Source organism: Methyloversatilis sp. RAC08, assembly GCF_001713355.1.
Lineage (GTDB): Bacteria > Pseudomonadota > Gammaproteobacteria > Burkholderiales > Rhodocyclaceae > Methyloversatilis.
In genome coordinates this window covers 1,875,906-1,893,436 of sequence record NZ_CP016448.1, presented here as the reverse complement: position 1 = coordinate 1,893,436, position 17,531 = coordinate 1,875,906, and the positions used below count along the sequence as shown (strand labels likewise).

The 17,531-nt window shown below is 67.4% G+C and carries 17 protein-coding genes; 8 read left to right on the top strand and 9 right to left on the bottom strand.

Going from position 1 to position 17,531, the window contains the following annotated elements; genetic code table 11:
* Window positions 1-24: 24 nt before the first annotated feature.
* Window positions 25-291, bottom strand: a complete 267-nt coding sequence (locus BSY238_RS08845; protein WP_069038804.1) for a BufA1 family periplasmic bufferin-type metallophore — start codon at window positions 289-291, stop codon at window positions 25-27.
* Window positions 292-399: 108 nt separating this feature from the next.
* Window positions 400-1,293 (bottom strand): ROK family protein, encoded by an 894-nt coding sequence (locus BSY238_RS08840; protein WP_069038803.1) that lies wholly within the window; start codon window positions 1,291-1,293, stop codon window positions 400-402.
* 56 nt (window positions 1,294-1,349) lie between these two features.
* Here BSY238_RS08840 and BSY238_RS08835 point away from each other — a divergent pair, with 56 nt between their 5' ends.
* From BSY238_RS08835 to BSY238_RS08825, 3 genes are read left to right on the top strand one after another with little or no spacing between them, the layout of a single operon-like run.
* Window positions 1,350-1,667: a DUF1840 domain-containing protein gene (locus BSY238_RS08835; protein WP_069038802.1), complete on the top strand. Its 318-nt coding sequence runs from the start codon at window positions 1,350-1,352 to the stop codon at window positions 1,665-1,667.
* Window positions 1,668-1,727: 60 nt separating this feature from the next.
* Window positions 1,728-2,096 carry an Hpt domain-containing protein gene (locus BSY238_RS08830; RefSeq protein WP_069038801.1) on the top strand — a complete coding sequence of 123 codons (369 nt, stop codon included), beginning with the start codon at window positions 1,728-1,730 and terminating at the stop codon, window positions 2,094-2,096.
* Window positions 2,093-2,293, top strand: coding sequence for an oxidoreductase-like domain-containing protein (locus tag BSY238_RS08825; protein ID WP_069038800.1), 201 nt, complete (start codon window positions 2,093-2,095; stop codon window positions 2,291-2,293). The genes BSY238_RS08830 and BSY238_RS08825 overlap by 4 nt, the downstream gene beginning before the upstream one ends.
* Window positions 2,294-2,299: 6 nt before the next feature.
* Here BSY238_RS08825 and BSY238_RS08820 read toward each other — a convergent pair whose 3' ends face one another.
* Together BSY238_RS08820 and BSY238_RS08815 are read right to left on the bottom strand one after the other, a co-directional pair.
* Window positions 2,300-4,261 (bottom strand): M1 family metallopeptidase, encoded by a 1,962-nt coding sequence (locus BSY238_RS08820; RefSeq protein ID WP_223300327.1) that lies wholly within the window; start codon window positions 4,259-4,261, stop codon window positions 2,300-2,302.
* 35 nt (window positions 4,262-4,296) lie between these two features.
* Window positions 4,297-5,169, bottom strand: a complete 873-nt coding sequence (locus tag BSY238_RS08815) for a ChaN family lipoprotein (protein ID WP_223300326.1) — start codon at window positions 5,167-5,169, stop codon at window positions 4,297-4,299.
* Between the two features lie 196 nt (window positions 5,170-5,365).
* On the opposite strand from BSY238_RS08815, the gene BSY238_RS08810 reads away from it, so the two are divergent.
* The 3 genes from BSY238_RS08810 to BSY238_RS08800 are packed head-to-tail and all read left to right on the top strand — an operon-like array spanning window position 5,366 to window position 10,274.
* Entirely contained in the window at window positions 5,366-8,323 is a 2,958-nt protein-coding gene (locus BSY238_RS08810) for an ATP-binding protein (protein WP_223300325.1), read from the top strand.
* Window positions 8,320-8,691, top strand: coding sequence for a response regulator (locus tag BSY238_RS08805; protein WP_069038797.1), 372 nt, complete (start codon window positions 8,320-8,322; stop codon window positions 8,689-8,691). Before BSY238_RS08810 ends, BSY238_RS08805 begins: the two co-directional genes overlap by 4 nt.
* The gene (locus BSY238_RS08800) at window positions 8,691-10,274 is read left to right on the top strand and encodes a sensor histidine kinase (protein WP_069038796.1); all 1,584 of its coding nucleotides are present in this window, start codon (window positions 8,691-8,693) and stop codon (window positions 10,272-10,274) included. The genes BSY238_RS08805 and BSY238_RS08800 overlap by 1 nt, the downstream gene beginning before the upstream one ends.
* Window positions 10,275-10,277: 3 nt before the next feature.
* Here the strand turns inward: BSY238_RS08800 and BSY238_RS08795 are convergent, their stop codons facing one another.
* The 5 genes from BSY238_RS08795 to BSY238_RS08775 all read right to left on the bottom strand — a co-directional run bounded on the left by BSY238_RS08795 (window position 10,278) and on the right by BSY238_RS08775 (window position 16,303).
* Window positions 10,278-11,177 (bottom strand): DMT family transporter, encoded by a 900-nt coding sequence (locus BSY238_RS08795; protein WP_069040575.1) that lies wholly within the window; start codon window positions 11,175-11,177, stop codon window positions 10,278-10,280.
* Window positions 11,174-12,700, bottom strand: a complete 1,527-nt coding sequence (locus BSY238_RS08790; protein ID WP_069038795.1) for a helicase HerA-like C-terminal domain-containing protein — start codon at window positions 12,698-12,700, stop codon at window positions 11,174-11,176. The genes BSY238_RS08795 and BSY238_RS08790 overlap by 4 nt, the downstream gene beginning before the upstream one ends.
* Before the next feature lie 324 nt (window positions 12,701-13,024).
* A complete protein-coding gene (locus tag BSY238_RS08785) occupies window positions 13,025-14,653 on the bottom strand; it encodes a diguanylate cyclase domain-containing protein (protein WP_223300324.1) in 1,629 nt (542 codons plus the stop codon).
* A complete protein-coding gene (locus BSY238_RS08780; RefSeq protein WP_150123909.1) occupies window positions 14,643-15,056 on the bottom strand; it encodes a hypothetical protein in 414 nt (137 codons plus the stop codon). The genes BSY238_RS08785 and BSY238_RS08780 overlap by 11 nt, the downstream gene beginning before the upstream one ends.
* A 17-nt stretch (window positions 15,057-15,073) precedes the next feature.
* Window positions 15,074-16,303: a signal protein gene (locus BSY238_RS08775; protein ID WP_069038792.1), complete on the bottom strand. Its 1,230-nt coding sequence runs from the start codon at window positions 16,301-16,303 to the stop codon at window positions 15,074-15,076.
* A 144-nt stretch (window positions 16,304-16,447) separates the two neighbouring features.
* Here BSY238_RS08775 and BSY238_RS08770 point away from each other — a divergent pair, with 144 nt between their 5' ends.
* Entirely contained in the window at window positions 16,448-17,176 is a 729-nt protein-coding gene (locus BSY238_RS08770; RefSeq protein ID WP_069038791.1) for a YebC/PmpR family DNA-binding transcriptional regulator, read from the top strand.
* 19 nt (window positions 17,177-17,195) lie between these two features.
* Window positions 17,196-17,513: a heavy metal-binding domain-containing protein gene (locus BSY238_RS08765; protein WP_069038790.1), complete on the top strand. Its 318-nt coding sequence runs from the start codon at window positions 17,196-17,198 to the stop codon at window positions 17,511-17,513.
* Window positions 17,514-17,531: the final 18 nt, after the last annotated feature.

Genomic DNA, 17,531 nt, shown 5'->3' with positions numbered 1-17,531 from the left:
CCCGACGGCCGCATCCCCAGGGCATCAGCCCTTCTTCGGCGCTGTGGTCTTGCCGCCCATCTTTTCGCACGTGCCGGTGGCGACGGACACCCATTCGTTCGGGTCGTTGTCGGTCTTGGCCTGACCGGCGCAGCTGTGCGAGCCATTGGCGGACGCACAGTCATTGGCGCCCTTCTTGGCCACGCCGTAGCACTTCTCCTTGCCTTCCGCAGCCGCGGCGATGGGGCTTGCCACGATGCCAAGGGCGAACACGGAAGCGAGTGCGGCAGAAAGGGCGGCGGACTTGTTCATGGGTGATCTCCTGAGGGTGGAAAAATCAAACCATTCATGTGGTTTGCACCGCAGTAGACCCTGCAGTGCGCCGAACCTTACCGCACCGCAGACAAAAACCTGCGTCGTCTACCAGAGCCAGGCGGCGCCGCGCACGCCGGAGGAATCGCCATGCATCGGCGAGCACAGCCGGGTCGTGATCAGGTCGGAAAAGACATGCGGCCGCCAGTGCTCCGGCACCCGCTCATACAGACCCGGCAAGGCGGACAGCCCCCCGCCGAGCACGATGATCTGCGGGTCGAGCAGGTTGATGACGCCGGCGAGCGCGCGCGCCAGCCGGATTTCGTGGCGCGCCAGCGTGGCTGCGCAGGCGGCATCACCGGCGGCTGCGCGCGCGACGATCTGCTCCGGTGCCAGCGCATCGCCGGTCATCCGGCGATGATCGGCCGCAAGTGCCGGACCGGACAGCCAGGTTTCGATGCAGCCGGCGCGACCGCAGTAGCACGGCGGCGGCGCGCTGCCTTCGATATCCGGCCCTGGGGGCATCGGATTGTGACCCCACTCTCCGGCCACGCCATTGGCGCCATTCAGCACCCGCCCATCGACGACGATGCCGCCGCCGACGCCGGTGCCCAGGATGACGCCGAACACCACCTGCGCACCGCGTCCCGCGCCATCGACCGCCTCGGACAGCGCAAAGCAATTGGCGTCATTGGCCATGCGCACCTCGCGCCCGAGTGCGGCTTCCACGTCCTGCTGCAAGGGCTGGCCGTTCAGGCAGGTGGAATTGGCGTTGCGCATGCGCCCGGTCAGCGGCGACCGCGAACCTGGCGTGCCGATGCCCACCGTCGTGGGCACGCCCAGCCGCTGTTCGGCGTCGCGCACCAGCCGGGCGATCAGGGCGACCGTCGCGGCGTAGTCGCCGGAGGGCGTCGGCTCGCGCCGGCGCAGACGCTCTGTTCCGTTGCCGTCCAGCGCAATCAATTCGGTCTTTGTTCCACCCAGATCAATGCCGATGCGCATGCTGTCTCCCGCGCGATGCGACAATCAAAACTTCTTCATCCGACGGCGCAAGCATCATGATCATCACCTTCAAATCCCGGGCCACTGCGGACACCATCATGTTCGGCGACGTTGCGAAGGACCTGCTGTCGCTGATGGGCAAGGCTTTCGAGCCGCGCGGAATTATCACACTCGAGCAGCTGCCCGACGCCATCGCGCGGCTGCGCGAGGCGGCAGAGCGCAGCCGCGCGGCGCAGCGCGGCCAGCCCGAGCCGGACGACGTCGATCCGGCCCGCGCACCGGTGCCGGTGTCGCTGGCACAGCGCGCGGTTCCGCTGATCGAACAGCTGGAACGGTCACTGCGTGCCAGCCAGCCGGTGATCTGGGAAAGCTGAGCGGCATTCAGCCGGGGCGCCCGCGGCCGATAACGAAGCACCCAGACGTCGGAAAAGTGCATGCCTCCCGATTCAGACATTGCTGCGAACCCGGTCATCGACGCGGTACGGATTGATGATCTGCGCGCGCTGCTCGGCGACGCGCTCGACGACATCCTGCGCACCTGGCTCGAAGACGCGCCGGCCGGTCTGGCGGCCGCGCGCCGGGCAGGACAGGCCGGCGAACCGGATGCGCTGATCAAGGCAATCCACGGCGTCAAGGGCAGCGCCGGAAACGTTGGCGCAATCGAGCTGTCTGAAGTTTCAGGCGTGCTGGAACGACGCTTGAAACGTGCCGATCCGGCGCTCGACCTGGATGCCGAACTGACTCGACTTGATACCTGCTACACCCGCGCCGCCTGCCATATCCGCACACTGATTCGATCATGACCGACCTGACCATCGCCCGCCCTGCCATCCCGACCGACCCGGCTCCGGTACCACCCAGCATGCCGATGGATTCCGAATGCTGCGAATCCGCCTGCGAACGCTGCGTGTGGACCGTGTATCAGGAAGACAAGCTGGAGTACGAGCGCCGTTACGCCGCGTGGCTGATCCGCCACCCGGAACACGCCCCTCATATATAGATAGGCTCAGCGCACGCAGGTCTTCGTCCAGACCGTCGCCGCCGGCCACTGACCGCGTGTGGCGGCGCGGCCGCCGGCCAGCGTGACCCAGCCCTGCTGGCCGTAGTGCGGCAGGGCGCGTGTCGCCTTTGCCAGCGCGTCGGCGTCGCGCGCGGCGACCAGCGCCAGCGTGCCACCGGCCGGAGCGCGCAGCGCCCAGGCAACGACCTCGCCGTCCCGGTCGCGCGCCGGCAGACGGTGCCGTGCCAGCCAGCCGTCCATGGCCGCGAAACTGCCGATGACCATGCGCGACGCCCGGCCCGGCGCTTGTGCAGCGTCGACGATGGTCGGCGTGCGGTCGAGCCACTGTGCCGTCAGCGTGCGGGCCGCCGTCGCGAGGCGCTCGTCCCCGGGCAGAACGGTCAGGCCGAGCGCGTCGTCCAGCGTGGCTTCGCGCAGCACCGGCGGTGCTTCGCCCGGCGCCAGACGGCGGGCCAGACGGAAATCCGGGTCCAGCGCCAGCTCGGCGCAGCCCGCCGTGAGCGGCACGCTGACCTGTGTCTGCGCACCATGCAGTGCCACCCGTTCGACCCGCGTCTCCCCGGCAATCCGCACATGCAGCGGCACCGCCAGCGGATAGTGTGGTGTCGGCTGCTGCAGCGTGACGGTGAGACGGTCGGGTCCGGCCACGGCGTTGGTGATCGAGGGCGCAGCCAGCCCTCCGCCGTCCACCCACAACGCGAAATAGCGGCCGAGATCGCGGCCGGAAGCCCGTTCGAACGCCGCGCGCAGATCCTGCCAGCCGGCCCGCCGGTGCCGGTATGTCTGCCAGAAGTCGCGCAGCGCACTGTCGAATGCCGTCGCGCCCAGCGTATCGCGCAGCATCAGGAAAACGAGTGCAGCCTTGTGATATCCGATGGCTTGCGACGCGTCATGCGTGCGTCCACCAAAGCCGGCCAGGCTGCCGTGCGCTGCCGGCGACAGCGCCGACAGGCCGCGCAGCCAGTCAAGCCGCATGGCGCGCGCGCCATCGTCGCCCTGGGCCTCGCGCAGCGCATAGTCGGCCATGAACGTGGTCAGCCCTTCTGACCAGTTACCGCCCGCGAGCGCCAGATAGACGCCATTGCCCCACCAGTTGTGCAGGATTTCGTGCGGCAGCGAGGTGTGGCGGATGAAGGGCAGACGCAGCACGTCGATGCCCAGATAGGTCAGGCCGGCCATGCCGAAGCCGGTCGGCGTCGGTGACGACGCAATGGTGAAGCGGCTGTAGGGATAGGCGCCGAGGGTCTGTTCGATGCGCGCGAGATGGCCGGCGGCGGCGTCCAGGTAGCCGTCGGCCTGATCGGCGATGTCCGGGTGAAACAATGTGGCCAGCGTCAGCGGGCGGCCATCGATCGAGCGCACGCTGCGCTCGGCTTCGACCCACGGTCCGGCCATCAGGTCAGCCCCTTCGCTGTCCTGCGCCATGTCGAAGCGCACCGTGCGCCGGCCGTCGCGCAACGTGTCGACCAGACGGTCGCCGGGCGCCAGTGCGCGCTGCTCCGCCGGCAGGTCGACGGTCAGGCGGTAGCGGTGCAGCAGCGGGCCCGCGTCGTCGAAAGGCAGTGGATACCAGGCGCCGCCGGCCGGCAGGAAGCTGCCGGCTTCGCCGATCTGCGGCGCAAAGGCGGTCAGCGTGTCGCGGTGCGAGGCGGTGGCGTCCGGCGCATCGGCGCGGATGGCCCAGCGCAGTTCCAGCTGGCGTGGCTGCTTCGCCGCTGCAATGCGGATGCGCTGCAGTCCGCCTTCGGTCGAGGCACGCAGCGCGCCGCCGTCGAGCTGCATCGACGTGACGCGATGGCGGGCATCAAGGCGCAGGTCGATCGCCTCGTGCGCCGGCAGCGCAATCAGCGCGCGCGCGCTCAGGCTGCCCTGCGCGGGTTCCAGCCCGACCGTGAGGTCGAACTGCGGGGCAGCGAGCGCCGGCAGACCGGGGAGCGCTGCGCACAAGACCAATGCAAGCGCACGCCAGCCGGCCACCCGCATCAAGGCTGCGCGCTCCGCGCCGGTGGCACGATGCCGAATACCGCATCGGCCACCCCGGCGACCAGATCGGCGCAGTCGCCGTCAGCGTCCCACGGCAGCAGGCTGCCGACGTCGGGCACGCCGAGATCGCGCAGCTGGTGTTCCACGCCATAGCCGTGGATGACGTGGCCGCTGCCCATCAGGCCGACCACCAGCGCATCCGGCTGTTCGCGTACTGCGCCGGCCAGTGCCTCGGCCATGGCGCGGTCCCACAGCAGCTGACCATCGAGAAAGCGGGTGAAGGCGTCGTCCTGCACCGCCTTGCCGGCCGGCATGTGGTCGCTCCAGACCTGTCTGAGCCAGTCGCGATAGGGTGGCTGGGCGCGCGCCGGCATGCCGACGCCTTCGCGGCTCGCCGCCGGCACACCGGCCAGCCCCAGCCGCGACACCTCGCGCACCACCTTGCGGTCGATATTGAGTGCGCGCAGCGGCACCGCCTTCTCGCGGGCGAAGCGGAAGATGCCCGCGTACAGCTCGGGCGGCATGCCCCAGACACGCTTCCAGTCGGTGCGCTCGAACAGCGCCGCCTCGCTCAGTTCGCCCCGCACCCAGGCATCGAGCACCGGCTGGGCGCCGCGCGGCAGCATTTCGAGCCCGATCACCATGCGCGGGCGCAGCGCATGCAGCGCGCGCAGCGTGTCGAGCTGCCAGTCGTGGTGAGCGGCGCTGTCATGCGTTTCGCCCAGCAGTACGACTGATTGCCGGCTCATGCGCCGCATCAGCGCGGCACTTTCGGTCTCGCCCTGCCCCGGTTCCAGCCAGCTGCCTGGCGTCACGCAGGAGGCAGCCGGAAGCGCAGGCGCCAGAACAAGTCCGCCGCACAGGGCGGCCATCCGCATCATTGATCGCATCGCAAGGTCATCAGGTGGGGTGGACAGCGTGTGTGAAAACGCCAGGGTGGATCGTCAGGGCTTGCAGGCCGCAGCCTACACGGCTGAAGTGGACGCATCGGCCGGGCGTTCGTTCCGCACACTTGCCCGGGGTGGAACGGCCTTAACATGCAGATCAGTTTATCGCCGACACGTGATCGTGCCTCATTCCGTGAAGATCGCTCCGCTGCTCGCCGCCGTGCCTGCCTATGCCGCTGCCGTGCTGCTCGATCCGCTGCTCGGGCTGTCGGACGGCCAGCCGCCGGTCATCCAGCTGGCGCTCGGCGCGGCGTTCGCCATCGTGCTGCTGTTCGGCCTGCGTCACCTGCCCGCCATCATGCTGACCGACCTCGCGCTGGCGCTGCAGGCCGGCGAGACGCCGCTGTCGGCGCTCGGCTCGGCAGTCGTCATCGGTCTGCTGACCGGCGCCGGCACTCAGGTGCTGCGCCATTTTCCGGTGCAGCCCTTTCCGCGCATGCGCGCCGATCACTACATGTGGTTCCTCGCGGTTGCGCTGTTGCTGTCGGTCATGCACGGCGCCCGGCTCGCCTGGCATCCGGGCGCGCCGATGTATGTGTCGGACTGGACGCTGCATGCAGCCGCCAGCTTCGCAGGTACGGTGCTCACGGTGCAGCTGGTGGCCGGCTGGCTGGACAGGCAGGACTGGCAGCGTTTAGCGGCCGATCTGCCGAAGGTGCTGCCCTGGTTCGCGCTGACCCTGCTGACCACGGCGGCGATCTTCCTGCGCGTGCTGGATGGCCCGGAGCCGTTCATGTTCCTGCTGCCGGCCGTGCTGGTGCTGTCGGCCATCCGCCTCAAGGTACGCTGGATGAGCCTGCTGCTGGTGCTCATGCACGGGCTCGCCTTCTGGGGCACGAGCCAGGGTACAGGGCCGTTCGGCAACGACACGCCGCTGCGCTCGCTGCTGCTGCTGCAGACCTTCATCATCACGCTGTCGATCGCGTCCTATGCCCTGTCGATCACGCTGAACGAGCGCGCGAGTGCGTCGCGCCGGGCGCGCACACGCGAGGCGCAGCTGCTCGACCTGTTTGATGGCTCGATCCAGGGCATCCTGATTCATCGACGCTTCCAGCCGCTGTTCGCCAACCGGCGGGCGGCTGAACTGCTCGGCTTCCAGTCGGTGGCTGACCTGATGGCGCAAGGTTCCCTGGCCGACATGATCGTCGCCGACGATCTGCCGGTGGTCGACAGCGACAGCAACCGCCGCCAGCTGTCGTCCGGCCGCATCCTGCCGATGCAGGCGGGTGTGACGCGCGCCGACGGCGAGCGACGTACGCTGGACGCCTACATCCGGCAGGTCATGTGGCGGGGCGAGCCTGCCATCCAGGCCACCTTCATCGACGTGACCGACGATCTGCGCGCGCGGCGCGAACAGCGCAGTCGGCTCGAGCGGCAGGACAAACAGCTGGCAGCGATCATGCGCCTGAGCACAGACCCCGCGCTGTCGGCCGGTGACGATGATGCGCTGGCCACACTGACCGAAGTCGCTGCCGCGTCGCTGTCGGTCAACCGCGCCAGCGTGTGGCGACTCGACGACGACACGCGGCAACTGGTCTGCCTAGATCTGTTCGACATCGACCAGCTGGCCATCGCGCGCGGCCACACGCAAGGCCAGGTGCTTGATGCCGCGGCGTTCCCCGACTACTTCTCGGCGCTGCGCAGCGGCCGCACGATCACTGCCGGCGACGCGCGCGCGCACCCTGCCACCGCACAGCTCGCCGATAACTACCTCGACCGGGAAGGGCTCGCCGCCATGCTCGATGCGCCGGCCTTTCTCGACGGTCGGCTGGCCGGCGTGGTCTGCCTTGAGCAGCGTGGCCGGACACGCGAGTGGGCGCATGACGAAGCCCGCTTCGCTGCCGAACTGGCTTCGCAGCTGGGGCGCTTCCTGGTGGCGCGCGAAAGGCGTCTCGCCCAGCAGGAACAGGCGCGCCTGTCGGCAATCCTCGATGCGACCCCGGACTACGTGTCCACCGTCGACACCGACCTCAATGTGTCCTATCTCAATCTGGCGGCGCGCCGCATGCTCGGACTGCCTCTGGACGAACTGCCGGAACAGCTGCAGGCACGCGATTTCTATCCGGCCGACAGCTACCGCCACTACATCGATGTGCAGTTGCCGACCGTGCTGCGCGACGGCATCTGGATCGGCGAAACGATGCTGCGCGCAGGCAACGGCGCGCTGGTGCCGATGTCGGCGGTGCGGCTGGCGCATCTCGATGGCAGCGGCAAGGTGCAGTACATTTCAAGCGTGCTGCGCGACATCGGCGACATCAAGCGCAACGAGGCCGCGCTGCGCGAGGCCAACGAAACGCTGGAACAGCGCGTCACCGAACGTACCGCCGAACTGGCACAGGCCAATGAACAGCTGAAGGACCTCGACCGGCTCAAGTCGATGTTCATCGCATCGATGTCGCATGAACTGCGCACACCGCTCAATTCCATCATCGGCTTCACCGGTGTCGTGCTGGCCGGCATGGCGGGCGAACTGACCGCGCGCCAGCAGGATCAACTGCAGCGGGTTTATGGTTCGGCGAAGCACCTGCTCGCCCTGATCACCGACGTGATCGACATTTCGAAGATCGAAGCCGGCTTCATCGACGTATTCGAGGAGCGCATCGAAGTGGCTGCGCTGGTCGATGAAGCCGTGCAGACCGTGCAGCCAGCCGCGCGCGAGAAGAAGCTGGAGATCAGGGTGTCGGTGCCGCCAGGCATCATGGTCCAGACAGACCGCCGCAGGCTGCTGCAATGCCTGCTGAATTTCATGAGCAACGCGGTAAAGTACACCGTCGAAGGGACTATCACTGTGGAGGCGTGTGTGCGTGGAAACTGGCTCGACATCAGTGTTGAAGACACGGGCATCGGCGTGGACGAAGCCGGATTGAGCCGCCTGTTCCAGCCCTTCGAACGCATCGATTCCCACCTGCGCGTGAAAACCCCTGGCACGGGCCTCGGCCTCTATCTGACGCGCAAGATCGCCACCGAACTGCTGTCCGGCTCGGTCGAGGTCAGCAGCACGCCGGGTCTAGGCAGCCGTTTTACGCTGCATGTGCCGCGCGAGGGCTCGGGTCGTGCCAGCGACGGGGTCAAGCCATGAAGACGGCGCTGGTGGTCGAAGACAACGAGAACAATCTCGAGCTGATCACGTTCATCCTGCATGCCGGTGGCTATGCCACGCGCTGCGCGATCACCGGACTGGATGGCGTGGCCGAGGCGCTGCGCGAACGTCCCGACTTCATCCTGCTCGACATCCAGCTGCCCGACATCGACGGTCTCGAAGTGGCGCGCCGCATCCGCGCTGGCGAGACCGGTGCACCGATCCCGATGATCGCCATCACATCCTTCGCCATGGCAGGCGACCGCGAACGCGTGCTGGCGGCCGGCTGCAACGGCTACATCGAAAAGCCGGTCGATCCGCTGCGCGTGATGGAGCAGATCGAAAACGTCCTGATGCAGGCCATCTGATGCACATCCTGATCGCCGAAGATGACGAAAACTCACGCCTGATGCTGAGCGCAGCGCTCGAAGCGCGTGGCCACCAGGTGCAGGCCGCGACGGACGGACGGCAGGCGCTCGAACTGGCTCTCGCCGGCACGCCCGACCTGATCGTGTCGGACATCCTTATGCCTGAGCTGGACGGTTATGGCCTGTGCCGCGCGGTGCGCGCCCACCCGCAGCTGTCGGGCGTGCCGTTCGTGTTCTACACCGCCACCTTCACCGACCGGCGCGACGAGGAACTGGCCTACCAGCTGGGTGCCGACCTCTTCCTGGTCAAGCCGTGCGAAATCGACAAGCTCATCCTCGAACTGGAATCGGCCGCGAGCCGCAATGCGATCAGGCCGGTGCCGATCGACGCCGACGCACTGTATGCCGAGCGCCTGCGCGACAAGCTGGACAAGAAGATCAGCGAACTGGAAGCGGAACGTACCCGGTTGCGCGACTTTGCAGAAGCGGCGGCCGACTGGTTCTGGGAAACCGACATCGATGGCGTCATAGTGCATACCTCGGACGGCGCCTGGCCGCTGCGCGGGCTCACGCTGGACGGCCTGTTCGCGATGCGCCGCCCCGGCCTGCAGCGGCCGGACGATCCGGCGCAGCTGGCGCGCGAGGTGCGCAGCTTCCGCGACGTCGTGATCGACTGGCGACAGCAGGACGGCAGCGTGCGCATCATGGCGCTGTCCGCCCGCCCGTGGCGCGATGCCAACGGCCACATCGCCGGCTACCGCGGCAGCGCGCGTGACGTCAGCCGCCAGGTGCGCGCCGAAGAAGAGCTGCGCGCGCTCAATCAGGAGCTGGACGAGCGGGTGCGCAGCCGCACCGCCAGCCTGAAGGCCGCGTTCGAGGAACTGGAAAGCTTCAGCTATTCGGTGTCGCACGACCTGCGCGGGCCGCTGCGTGCGATCCACGGCTTTGCCAGCGTGCTCGACACCGAACTGAACAGCCCCGGCGTGACCGGCCTGCCCGACAGTGCGCGCGATTCGCTGCAGCGCATCCTGCGCGCCGCGCTGCGCATGGAACATCTGGTGGACGATCTGCTTGAACTGGCGCGTGTCACGCGTTTGCCGCTGCAGCGCCAGCCGGTCGATCTGAGCGCGCTGGCACAGGACATCACTGACGTGCTGCGCAACGCAGAGCCGTCGCGCCAGTGCGACGTCCGCATACAGCCCGGCCTGCTGGTCGCCGGTGACGTCGGCCTGCTGCGCATCGTGCTCGACAATCTGCTGCGCAATGCCTGGAAGTTCTCCGCCCCGACCGCGCATGCGCAGATCGAAGTCGGCAGCGAAGGCAAGGGCCAGCAGGCCGTGATCTACGTGCGGGACAACGGCGTCGGCTTCGACATGGCCCATTCCGACAAACTGTTCCACCCGTTCAACCGGCTGCACCGCGACGGCGAGTTCGACGGCACCGGCATCGGTCTGGCGCTGGTACAGCGCATCATCCGTCGCCACAACGGCCGCGTCTGGGCGCGTTCCGAACCCGGCGCCGGCGCCACCTTCTGCTTCACGCTGGGCGACACCGAATCCAGCCTGCCGTCGCTCGCTGCCTGACGCTCAGCGGCGCCCGACCCACAGCACACCCGCCACGACCAGTACGGTGCCGGCCAGCTGCAGCCCGGAAACCGGTTCGGCGAGCAGCCACCAGGCGAGGAACACCGTGATGACCGGGCCGGTGCTGCCGACCAGCGCCGCAGTTTGCGCGCCCATGCGGCGGATCGCGGCCGACTGCAGGAACACCGGCAGCACGGTGGCGAACAGCGCCATCGCCGCCGCCAGCCACCAGACCGATGCCGGTTGCGCCAGCGCGTCGAACGGTCGCACTGCGGCGAAGTGCAGGGCGACGGCGACCGTGGACACCAGCGTCGCCAGCGCGGAAAAGCGCGTCGCGCCGAGCTTGCGTATCGGTGCGCCCGCCCCGGTCAGATAGATGGCGAAACTGAGTGCCGAACCGAACACCAGCAGGCAGCCGAGCGCGATGGTCGCCGCTTCGCCGCTGACTTCGATGTCGTGTACCACGGCCAGTGCGATGCCGCCGTAGCACAGCAGGCTGGCGACGATTTCGCGCGGCGTGATGCGGCGCCCTTGCGCCAGCCAGCCGATCAGCAGGGTCAGCGTCGGGTAGGTGAACAGCACCAGACGTTCCAGCCCGGCGGATATGTAGAGCAGGCCGTAGAAATCCAGCATGCTGGCACCGTAATAACCAAACAGGCCAAGCACGACGACCGTGCTCCAGTCACGGGCCGTCAGCGGCGCACCGCGCGCCGCTTCGCGCCACGCAACGACGATGAACACCGGTGCCGACAGCAGCATGCGCAGCGCAACCAGCGTCACCGGATCCACGCCGTGCGGATATGCCAGCTTGGCCAGGATGGCCTTCAGCGAAAAACCGGCCGACGCGATGACGGCCAGCCAGATGCCGAGCCGGGCGTCTGCGGCGGCAGGCGGTGCGGCTATTTTCGTCGCCCGCCGAGGATGGAGCCGAGCACGCCGCGCATGATTTCGCGGCCGACCGAACTGGCGATGGTGCGCGCGACCGTCTTGGCCGCCATCTGCGCAATGCCGTCGCGCTGACCGCCGCGCGGCCCGGTCGAGCCGAACACCAGATCGTTCAGACCACCGAGCAGGCCACCGTCGCCTGCGGCAGGCGTGCCGGCGGTCGGCGCAGACGCAGTGGATGACGGCGTCGCCGATGTACCGGCGGCCACCGACGCAGTCAGCTTTTCGTAGGCGGATTCGCGGTCCAGCGTCTGTTCGTAGCGACCGCGCATCGGCGAGTGCTGGATGATGGCGGCACGCTCGGCCTCGGTCAGCGGGCCGAGGCGGGACGCCGGCGGCAGCACGAAGGCGCGCTCGACGACCGAAGGCCGGCCCTTTTCGTCCAGGAAGGACACCAGCGCTTCGCCGGTGCCCAGTTCCATGATGGCCTGTTCGGCATCGAACTTCGGATTGGCGCGCATGGTCTGCGCCGCGGTCTTGACCGCCTTCTGGTCGCGCGGCGTGAAGGCGCGCAGCGCGTGCTGCACGCGGTTGCCGAGCTGTCCCAGCACGGTGTCCGGCACGTCGAGCGGGTTCTGCGTAACGAAATACACGCCGACCCCCTTGGAGCGGATCAGCCGTACCACCTGTTCGATCTTTTCCAGCAGCGCAGGTGGGGCGTCGTTGAACAGCAGGTGCGCCTCGTCGAAGAAGAACACGAGCTTGGGTTTGTCCATGTCGCCGACTTCCGGCAGCTGTTCGAACAGTTCGGCCAGCAGCCACAGCAGAAAGGTGGAGTACAGCTTGGGTGAGTTGTACAGCTGGTCGGCTGCCAGCACATTGATGGTGCCGCGACCGTGTTCGTCGTGCGTCATCAGGTCGGCGATGTCGAGCATGGGCTCGCCGAAGAAGCGGTCGGCACCCTGTTCTTCCAGCGTCAGCAGTCCGCGCTGGATGGCCCCGATCGATGCCGTCGACACATTGCCGTACTGCGTCTTGAACTGTGCTGCGTTGTCGCCGACATGCTGCACCAGCGCGCGCAGATCCTTCATGTCGAGCAGCAGCAGGCCGTGGTCGTCGGCCACCTTGAACACGATGGTCAGCACGCCGGTCTGGGTGTCGTTCAGGCCGAGCAGGCGGGCCAGCAGCAGCGGGCCCATGTCGCTGACGGTGGCGCGGATCGGATGTCCGGACTGGCCGAACACGTCCCAGAAGCAGACCGGGCTCGGGTAGGGCGTGAAATCGGTGATGCCGAGCAGGTCAAGCCGCTGCTGCAGTTTCGGGCTCACGCTGCCGGCTGCCCCCATGCCGGACAGGTCGCCCTTCACATCGGCCATGAAAACCGGTGTACCTATATAGGAGAAGCGCTCAGCCAGCGACTGCAGCGTCACCGTCTTGCCGGTGCCGGTGGCGCCGGTGATCAGCCCATGACGATTCGCCATATTGGGCAGCAGGGCGAGCGAGAGATCGCCCGCGCGGGCGACGTAGAGCGGATCGGCCATGGCTTTCGGTCCTTCGGAAGGGATGTCGCGATGCTACCAGCGGACGCTGCCCGGCTGGCAAGCTGGTGCGGTGCAGGGGGCCGTCAAGTCGCCGCCGGGCCGTCCCAAGGCGACGTGCCCGCCTCGGGGGGCGGGTCGGGCGCGGTGCGGTGCAAGGGGGGCCGTCAAGTCGCCGCCGGGCCGTCCCAAGGCGACGTGCCCGCCTCGGGGGGCGGGTCGGGCGCGGTGCGGTGCAAGGGGGGCCGTCAAGTCGCCGCCGGGCCGTCCCAAGGCGACGTGCCCCCCTCGGGGGGCGGGTCGGGCATCGCCCGACCCAGGGGGCCGTCAACTCCCGGCCGCGAAGCGGAACTGCGATTTGCCTGCGCGCTTCGCTTCGTACATCGCGTCATCGGCGCGGCGCATCAGCTTGTCGGCCGCGTCCGCCGGCGTTGCCGTGTAGGCCACACCGACACTGGCACCGATGGTGGCCGACTGGCCGTCACCGCAGTCGACCGGGCGCGCCAGCGTGCTGACGATCTTCGATGCGATGAAGCGGGCCGTGTCGGCGCTTTCGAGCGCGCACAGCACGACGACGAATTCGTCGCCACCGATGCGGGCGACCAGATCGGTGCGTCGTACCACCGCCTCCAGGTGACGGGCGGCGGCGACCAGCACGCGGTCACCCGCATCGTGCCCCATCGTGTCATTGACCTGCTTGAAGCCGTCGAGATCGACCACCATCAGCGCCAGGCCGGTGTCGGGCCGCAGTGTGGCCAGTGCATCGCCGAGCCGGTGTTCGATGCCGCGGCGGTTCAGCAGACCGGTCAGCGGGTCGCGCTCGGCCATGGCGATCGCGCTGGCTTCGGCCCGCTTCTGTTCCGTCACATCATTGACGATGCCCTGCATCAGGTTGCCGGGCATCGGGTTGAGCACCAGATGCAGCCAGAGCGAACCTGCCGTGCCGTGCGGTATTTCGAAATCGGCTGCGGCCGGGCGCTGGTCGCTCAGCGCGCGCACCATCAATGCATCGAGCCGCGACGTGTCGTCGCCCAGCAGCGCGCCCAGCGCATAGCGGCGGGCGGCGTCACCGTGCGCCGGCAGGCCCAGCATGCGGGAAAACCAAGGATTCCAGTCGTGCAGCACGCCTTCACCGTCGAGCGTGAAGATGCCGGTCTGCGCACTTTCGAACAGCAACCTGAACTTGCGCTCCGATTCCTCGCGCTGCGCCCGCATGTCGCGTTCAGCTGCCAGCAGATCACCGGTGCGGCCGATCAGGCTGTTGATGTCCTCGGTCAGCCGGCCGATCTCGTCGTTCCGGTGACCGGGCGGCAACACGATCAGCTCGCCGCTGCCCACCTTGAGCTGGTGCAGGTCGTCGGACAGTTTCTTCACCGGACGCGTCACGACATTGAGCACCACCCAGGCGACTGCCAGCACGACGACGACCACCTGCACCAGCAGAATGATGGCGATGTAGCCCGAATAGGCACCGGCGTCATGGTCGATCCGTTCGCTGGCCGGCCACAGTTGCAGATCGCCGACCCGTTCCGACGGATCGAACGGGGACGCGAGCGCCAGCGTAAGTACCGGCAGTGTCACCGTTCGGGTATCGACCGAGGCTTCGCCGACCGCCGCCAGTTCGTTGTCGCCTTCGCGGATGACCACCCGCGACACCGTGCCGTTGCGCAGCAGACCGCGCGCGACCTCGTAGGCCAGTTGCTCGTCGCGGGCGAAAGCGGCGACGCTGGCGGTGCGCTCGACCGTCTCCATCAGCTCGACCAGGCTTTGCTGCATGCGCTGGCGTTCTTCGCGCGCCACCATCACCGTGCTGGCCAGCGCGACCAGAATGCCGACCAGTCCGGCAAAAAACAGGATGAGCAGCGTGGTGCGCCAGACGACGCTTGCACCGAGCCGGCGCGACGGCGCCATGCCGGCACTGGCATCCTGGGGACGCGTCAGCGGATCAGTCCTCAAGGCGCAATACCGGTCTGACGCGCGAGTCGACCAGGGCGCCATCGATGTAGCCGATGGCGTTGCGGTCGCGTGCGACGCGTTCGATCACCATCTCGGCGCTCTCGATCTGCATCGGCGGCTGGGTGCGGCCGGAAAAGCGCAGGCGCGCCCAGTAGGCATCGATCTCCGGTAGGCCGCGCCGCACCAGCGCCTGATAGAAGGCCTGGCGCAGCGGCAGGGTGTCGATGACCACGGCCGGCGTGCCGGGCAGCAGGTGCTTGATGCGACCAAGAAACAGATGGCTCACCTCTTCACGGCTGATGCTGTCGATACCGCTGTCGGGATTGACGATCACCGCGATGCCATGGGCAGCGGCCGCAGCGCCGTACAGCGCGAGCCATAGCGCCAGGAGCAGGCGGGACAAAAGAAGTGTAGCCGGCTTCAAAACACGAAATCCAGTGCGATCGAATAGAGCGTCATGCCGACATCACGCGCCGACATACCACGGGAATCGATGATCAGTATCGACTCGGCGGCGTTGATCCGATCAATCTGGAACTTGAGGGCGTAGTTTGGCGCGAAGTCATAGCGCACACCGGCGCCGACGCTGCGCTGATTCATGGTGAGGCGGTCGACAGCGCCAGCGTAGGCCGATTGCAGGCCCGCAAGGGGGGCGGGCAGTGACAGGTCGGTCTCTTCACTCGGGTCGAGGGATACGCGGGAGTACGTCACATAGGGCTTGAACGCCCCCACCCGGTAACCCAGGATGACGTTGGCCCCCTGTCCGCGATAGGTCGGAAACTGCGAGAAACGCGACCAGCTGAACATGCCCTGTGCCGAGAACGGACCACGTTCGAAAAGAAAGCCGAGGCCGGCAAAGGTCAGGTGATGTGACGTATCGAACTGCGCCGCCCGGGTCTGTGCCAGCGGAATCGGCACCGATGCCAGCGCGGTAGCCAGTGGCTGCAGCGACGTATCGCGCGCTGTATAGGTGTCGCCCCAGGCGGCGCGCAGCGTCAGCCCTTCGCTCACCCAGTCAAGGGTGGCACCGAGCCGGCGCGCATCCGGCGGACGATACTGACGGCCATACAGCGAAAGGTCTCCTCGCGAACGCCCGCCGTACAGGCGCAGGCTGAGCAGCCCGTCTCCAGCCGGGCGGCGCAGCGTCAGGTCGATGCCGTCGAACAGGTCCTGCGTGACCACGCCCAGCACTTCCGGTGCCGGGCGTACGGCGGTGAAGGCATAGCCGACATGGCGCGAGTCGCCATCAAGGTAGAGATCCACGCCCAGCCTGCCGATGCGCATGTCCAGCGTGTCCGATGGCGTGTAGCGCAGAAAGGTCCAGGACAGTTGCGGCGTCCATTTTCCTTCGCTGTCGAGCCGGCTGACGCTCTGGATCTGTGCCGACCAGCGGGCATCGAAGCTTGCGCTGGCCTGCACGCCGATCCGGCTGTCGCCACGAAATCCTAGGCGGCCGCCGTCATGGCCGCCGGCCTGTTCGAGGTCGCGCCGATAGGTGAGGTCGTCGCTGCCGTGATAGCCGGCGCCGAACGTGCCAAAGCCGCCAAAGCGCCAGATCGGTTCCTGCGTGCCGGTGTCGGCGCTGGCGGCGGCCGATAGCGACAGGAGAATGGCCAGCAGGCAATGCGTTGTCGAGTGTCGAGTCTTCATGCGTTGAGGCAAAAGTCCATAAGATCCGGGCGTGGCAAGCCTTACCCGCACAGCGTTAACGGGTACCCTGCGTCCCACTTGAGCGCGCGCGAGCGACGCTCTCGACTAAAATCACTCCTCGCACAACACGGACGGAAGTCATTCATGGCAGGTCATTCGAAATGGGCCAATATCCAGCACCGCAAGGGGCGGCAGGACGCCAAGCGGGGCAAGGTATTCACCAAGCTGATCAAGGAAGTCACCGTGGCCGCCCGCATGGGTGGCGGGGACCTCAACTTCAACCCGCGCCTGCGCGTGGCGGTCGACAAGGCCAAGGCGGAGAACATGCCGGGCGAAAACATCGAGCGCGCCATCAAGCGCGGTACCGGTGAGCTCGAAGGCGTGAGCTACGAGGAAATCCGCTACGAGGGCTACGGCATCGGTGGCACGGCGGTCATGGTTGACTGCCTGACTGACAACCGCACGCGCACCGTGGCCGACGTGCGCCACGCGTTTTCGAAGTACGGCGGCAATCTGGGCACCGACGGCTCGGTCGCCTTCATGTTCAAGCATTGCGGCCAGTTCATCTTCGCACCCGGCACGCCGGAAGATGCGCTGATGGAGGCCGCGCTCGAAGCCGGCGCCGACGACGTCGTCAGCAACGACGACGGCTCGATCGAAGTGCTCAGCCCGCCGAATGATTTCGTCGCCGTCAAGGATGCGCTCGAAAAGGCCGGCTTCAAGCCCGAGTTCGCCGAGGTGACGATGAAGCCGCTGAACGAGAACGTGCTGACCGGCGACGACACGGCCCGGATGCAGAAACTTCTGGATGCACTGGACAGTCTGGACGATGTGCAGGATGTCTACACCACCGCCGTGATGGACGAAGACTGACCAACCAGGGAAACGACACATGCTGATGACCACCACGCAGACGCTCGAAGGCCGACCGATACGTCAGTACTACGGCGTCGTCACCGGTGAGGCCATCATCGGCGCCAACATCTTCAAGGACATGTTCGCCAGCATCCGCAATGTGGTCGGCGGCCGCGCCGGTGCCTACGAAAGCACGCTGGCCGATGCGCGAGAAGCCGCGATGGCAGAGATGGGCGAAGTCGCCGCGAAGCTCGGCGCCAACGCCATCGTCGGCATCGACATCGACTACGAAGTGCTGGGCGCCGACAATGGCATGCTGATGGTGTGTGTCAGCGGGACTGCGGTCAGCATCTGACCCAGATGGCCCGAGATT

Bases quoted from the DNA above. Each gene is read 5' to 3' on its own strand.
- BSY238_RS08845 (WP_069038804.1), bottom strand. From the start codon at position 291: ATGAACAAGTCCGCCGCCCTTTCTGCCGCACTCGCTTCCGTGTTCGCC.
- BSY238_RS08840 (WP_069038803.1), bottom strand. From the start codon at position 1,293: ATGCGCATCGGCATTGATCTGGGTGGAACAAAGACCGAATTGATTGCG.
- BSY238_RS08835 (WP_069038802.1), top strand. From the start codon at position 1,350: ATGATCATCACCTTCAAATCCCGGGCCACTGCGGACACCATCATGTTC.
- BSY238_RS08830 (WP_069038801.1), top strand. From the start codon at position 1,728: ATGCCTCCCGATTCAGACATTGCTGCGAACCCGGTCATCGACGCGGTA.
- BSY238_RS08825 (WP_069038800.1), top strand. From the start codon at position 2,093: ATGACCGACCTGACCATCGCCCGCCCTGCCATCCCGACCGACCCGGCT.
- BSY238_RS08815 (WP_223300326.1), bottom strand. From the start codon at position 5,169: ATGGCCGCCCTGTGCGGCGGACTTGTTCTGGCGCCTGCGCTTCCGGCT.
- BSY238_RS08805 (WP_069038797.1), top strand. From the start codon at position 8,320: ATGAAGACGGCGCTGGTGGTCGAAGACAACGAGAACAATCTCGAGCTG.
- BSY238_RS08800 (WP_069038796.1), top strand. From the start codon at position 8,691: ATGCACATCCTGATCGCCGAAGATGACGAAAACTCACGCCTGATGCTG.
- BSY238_RS08790 (WP_069038795.1), bottom strand. From the start codon at position 12,700: ATGGCCGATCCGCTCTACGTCGCCCGCGCGGGCGATCTCTCGCTCGCC.
- BSY238_RS08775 (WP_069038792.1), bottom strand. From the start codon at position 16,303: ATGAAGACTCGACACTCGACAACGCATTGCCTGCTGGCCATTCTCCTG.
- BSY238_RS08770 (WP_069038791.1), top strand. From the start codon at position 16,448: ATGGCAGGTCATTCGAAATGGGCCAATATCCAGCACCGCAAGGGGCGG.
- BSY238_RS08765 (WP_069038790.1), top strand. From the start codon at position 17,196: ATGCTGATGACCACCACGCAGACGCTCGAAGGCCGACCGATACGTCAG.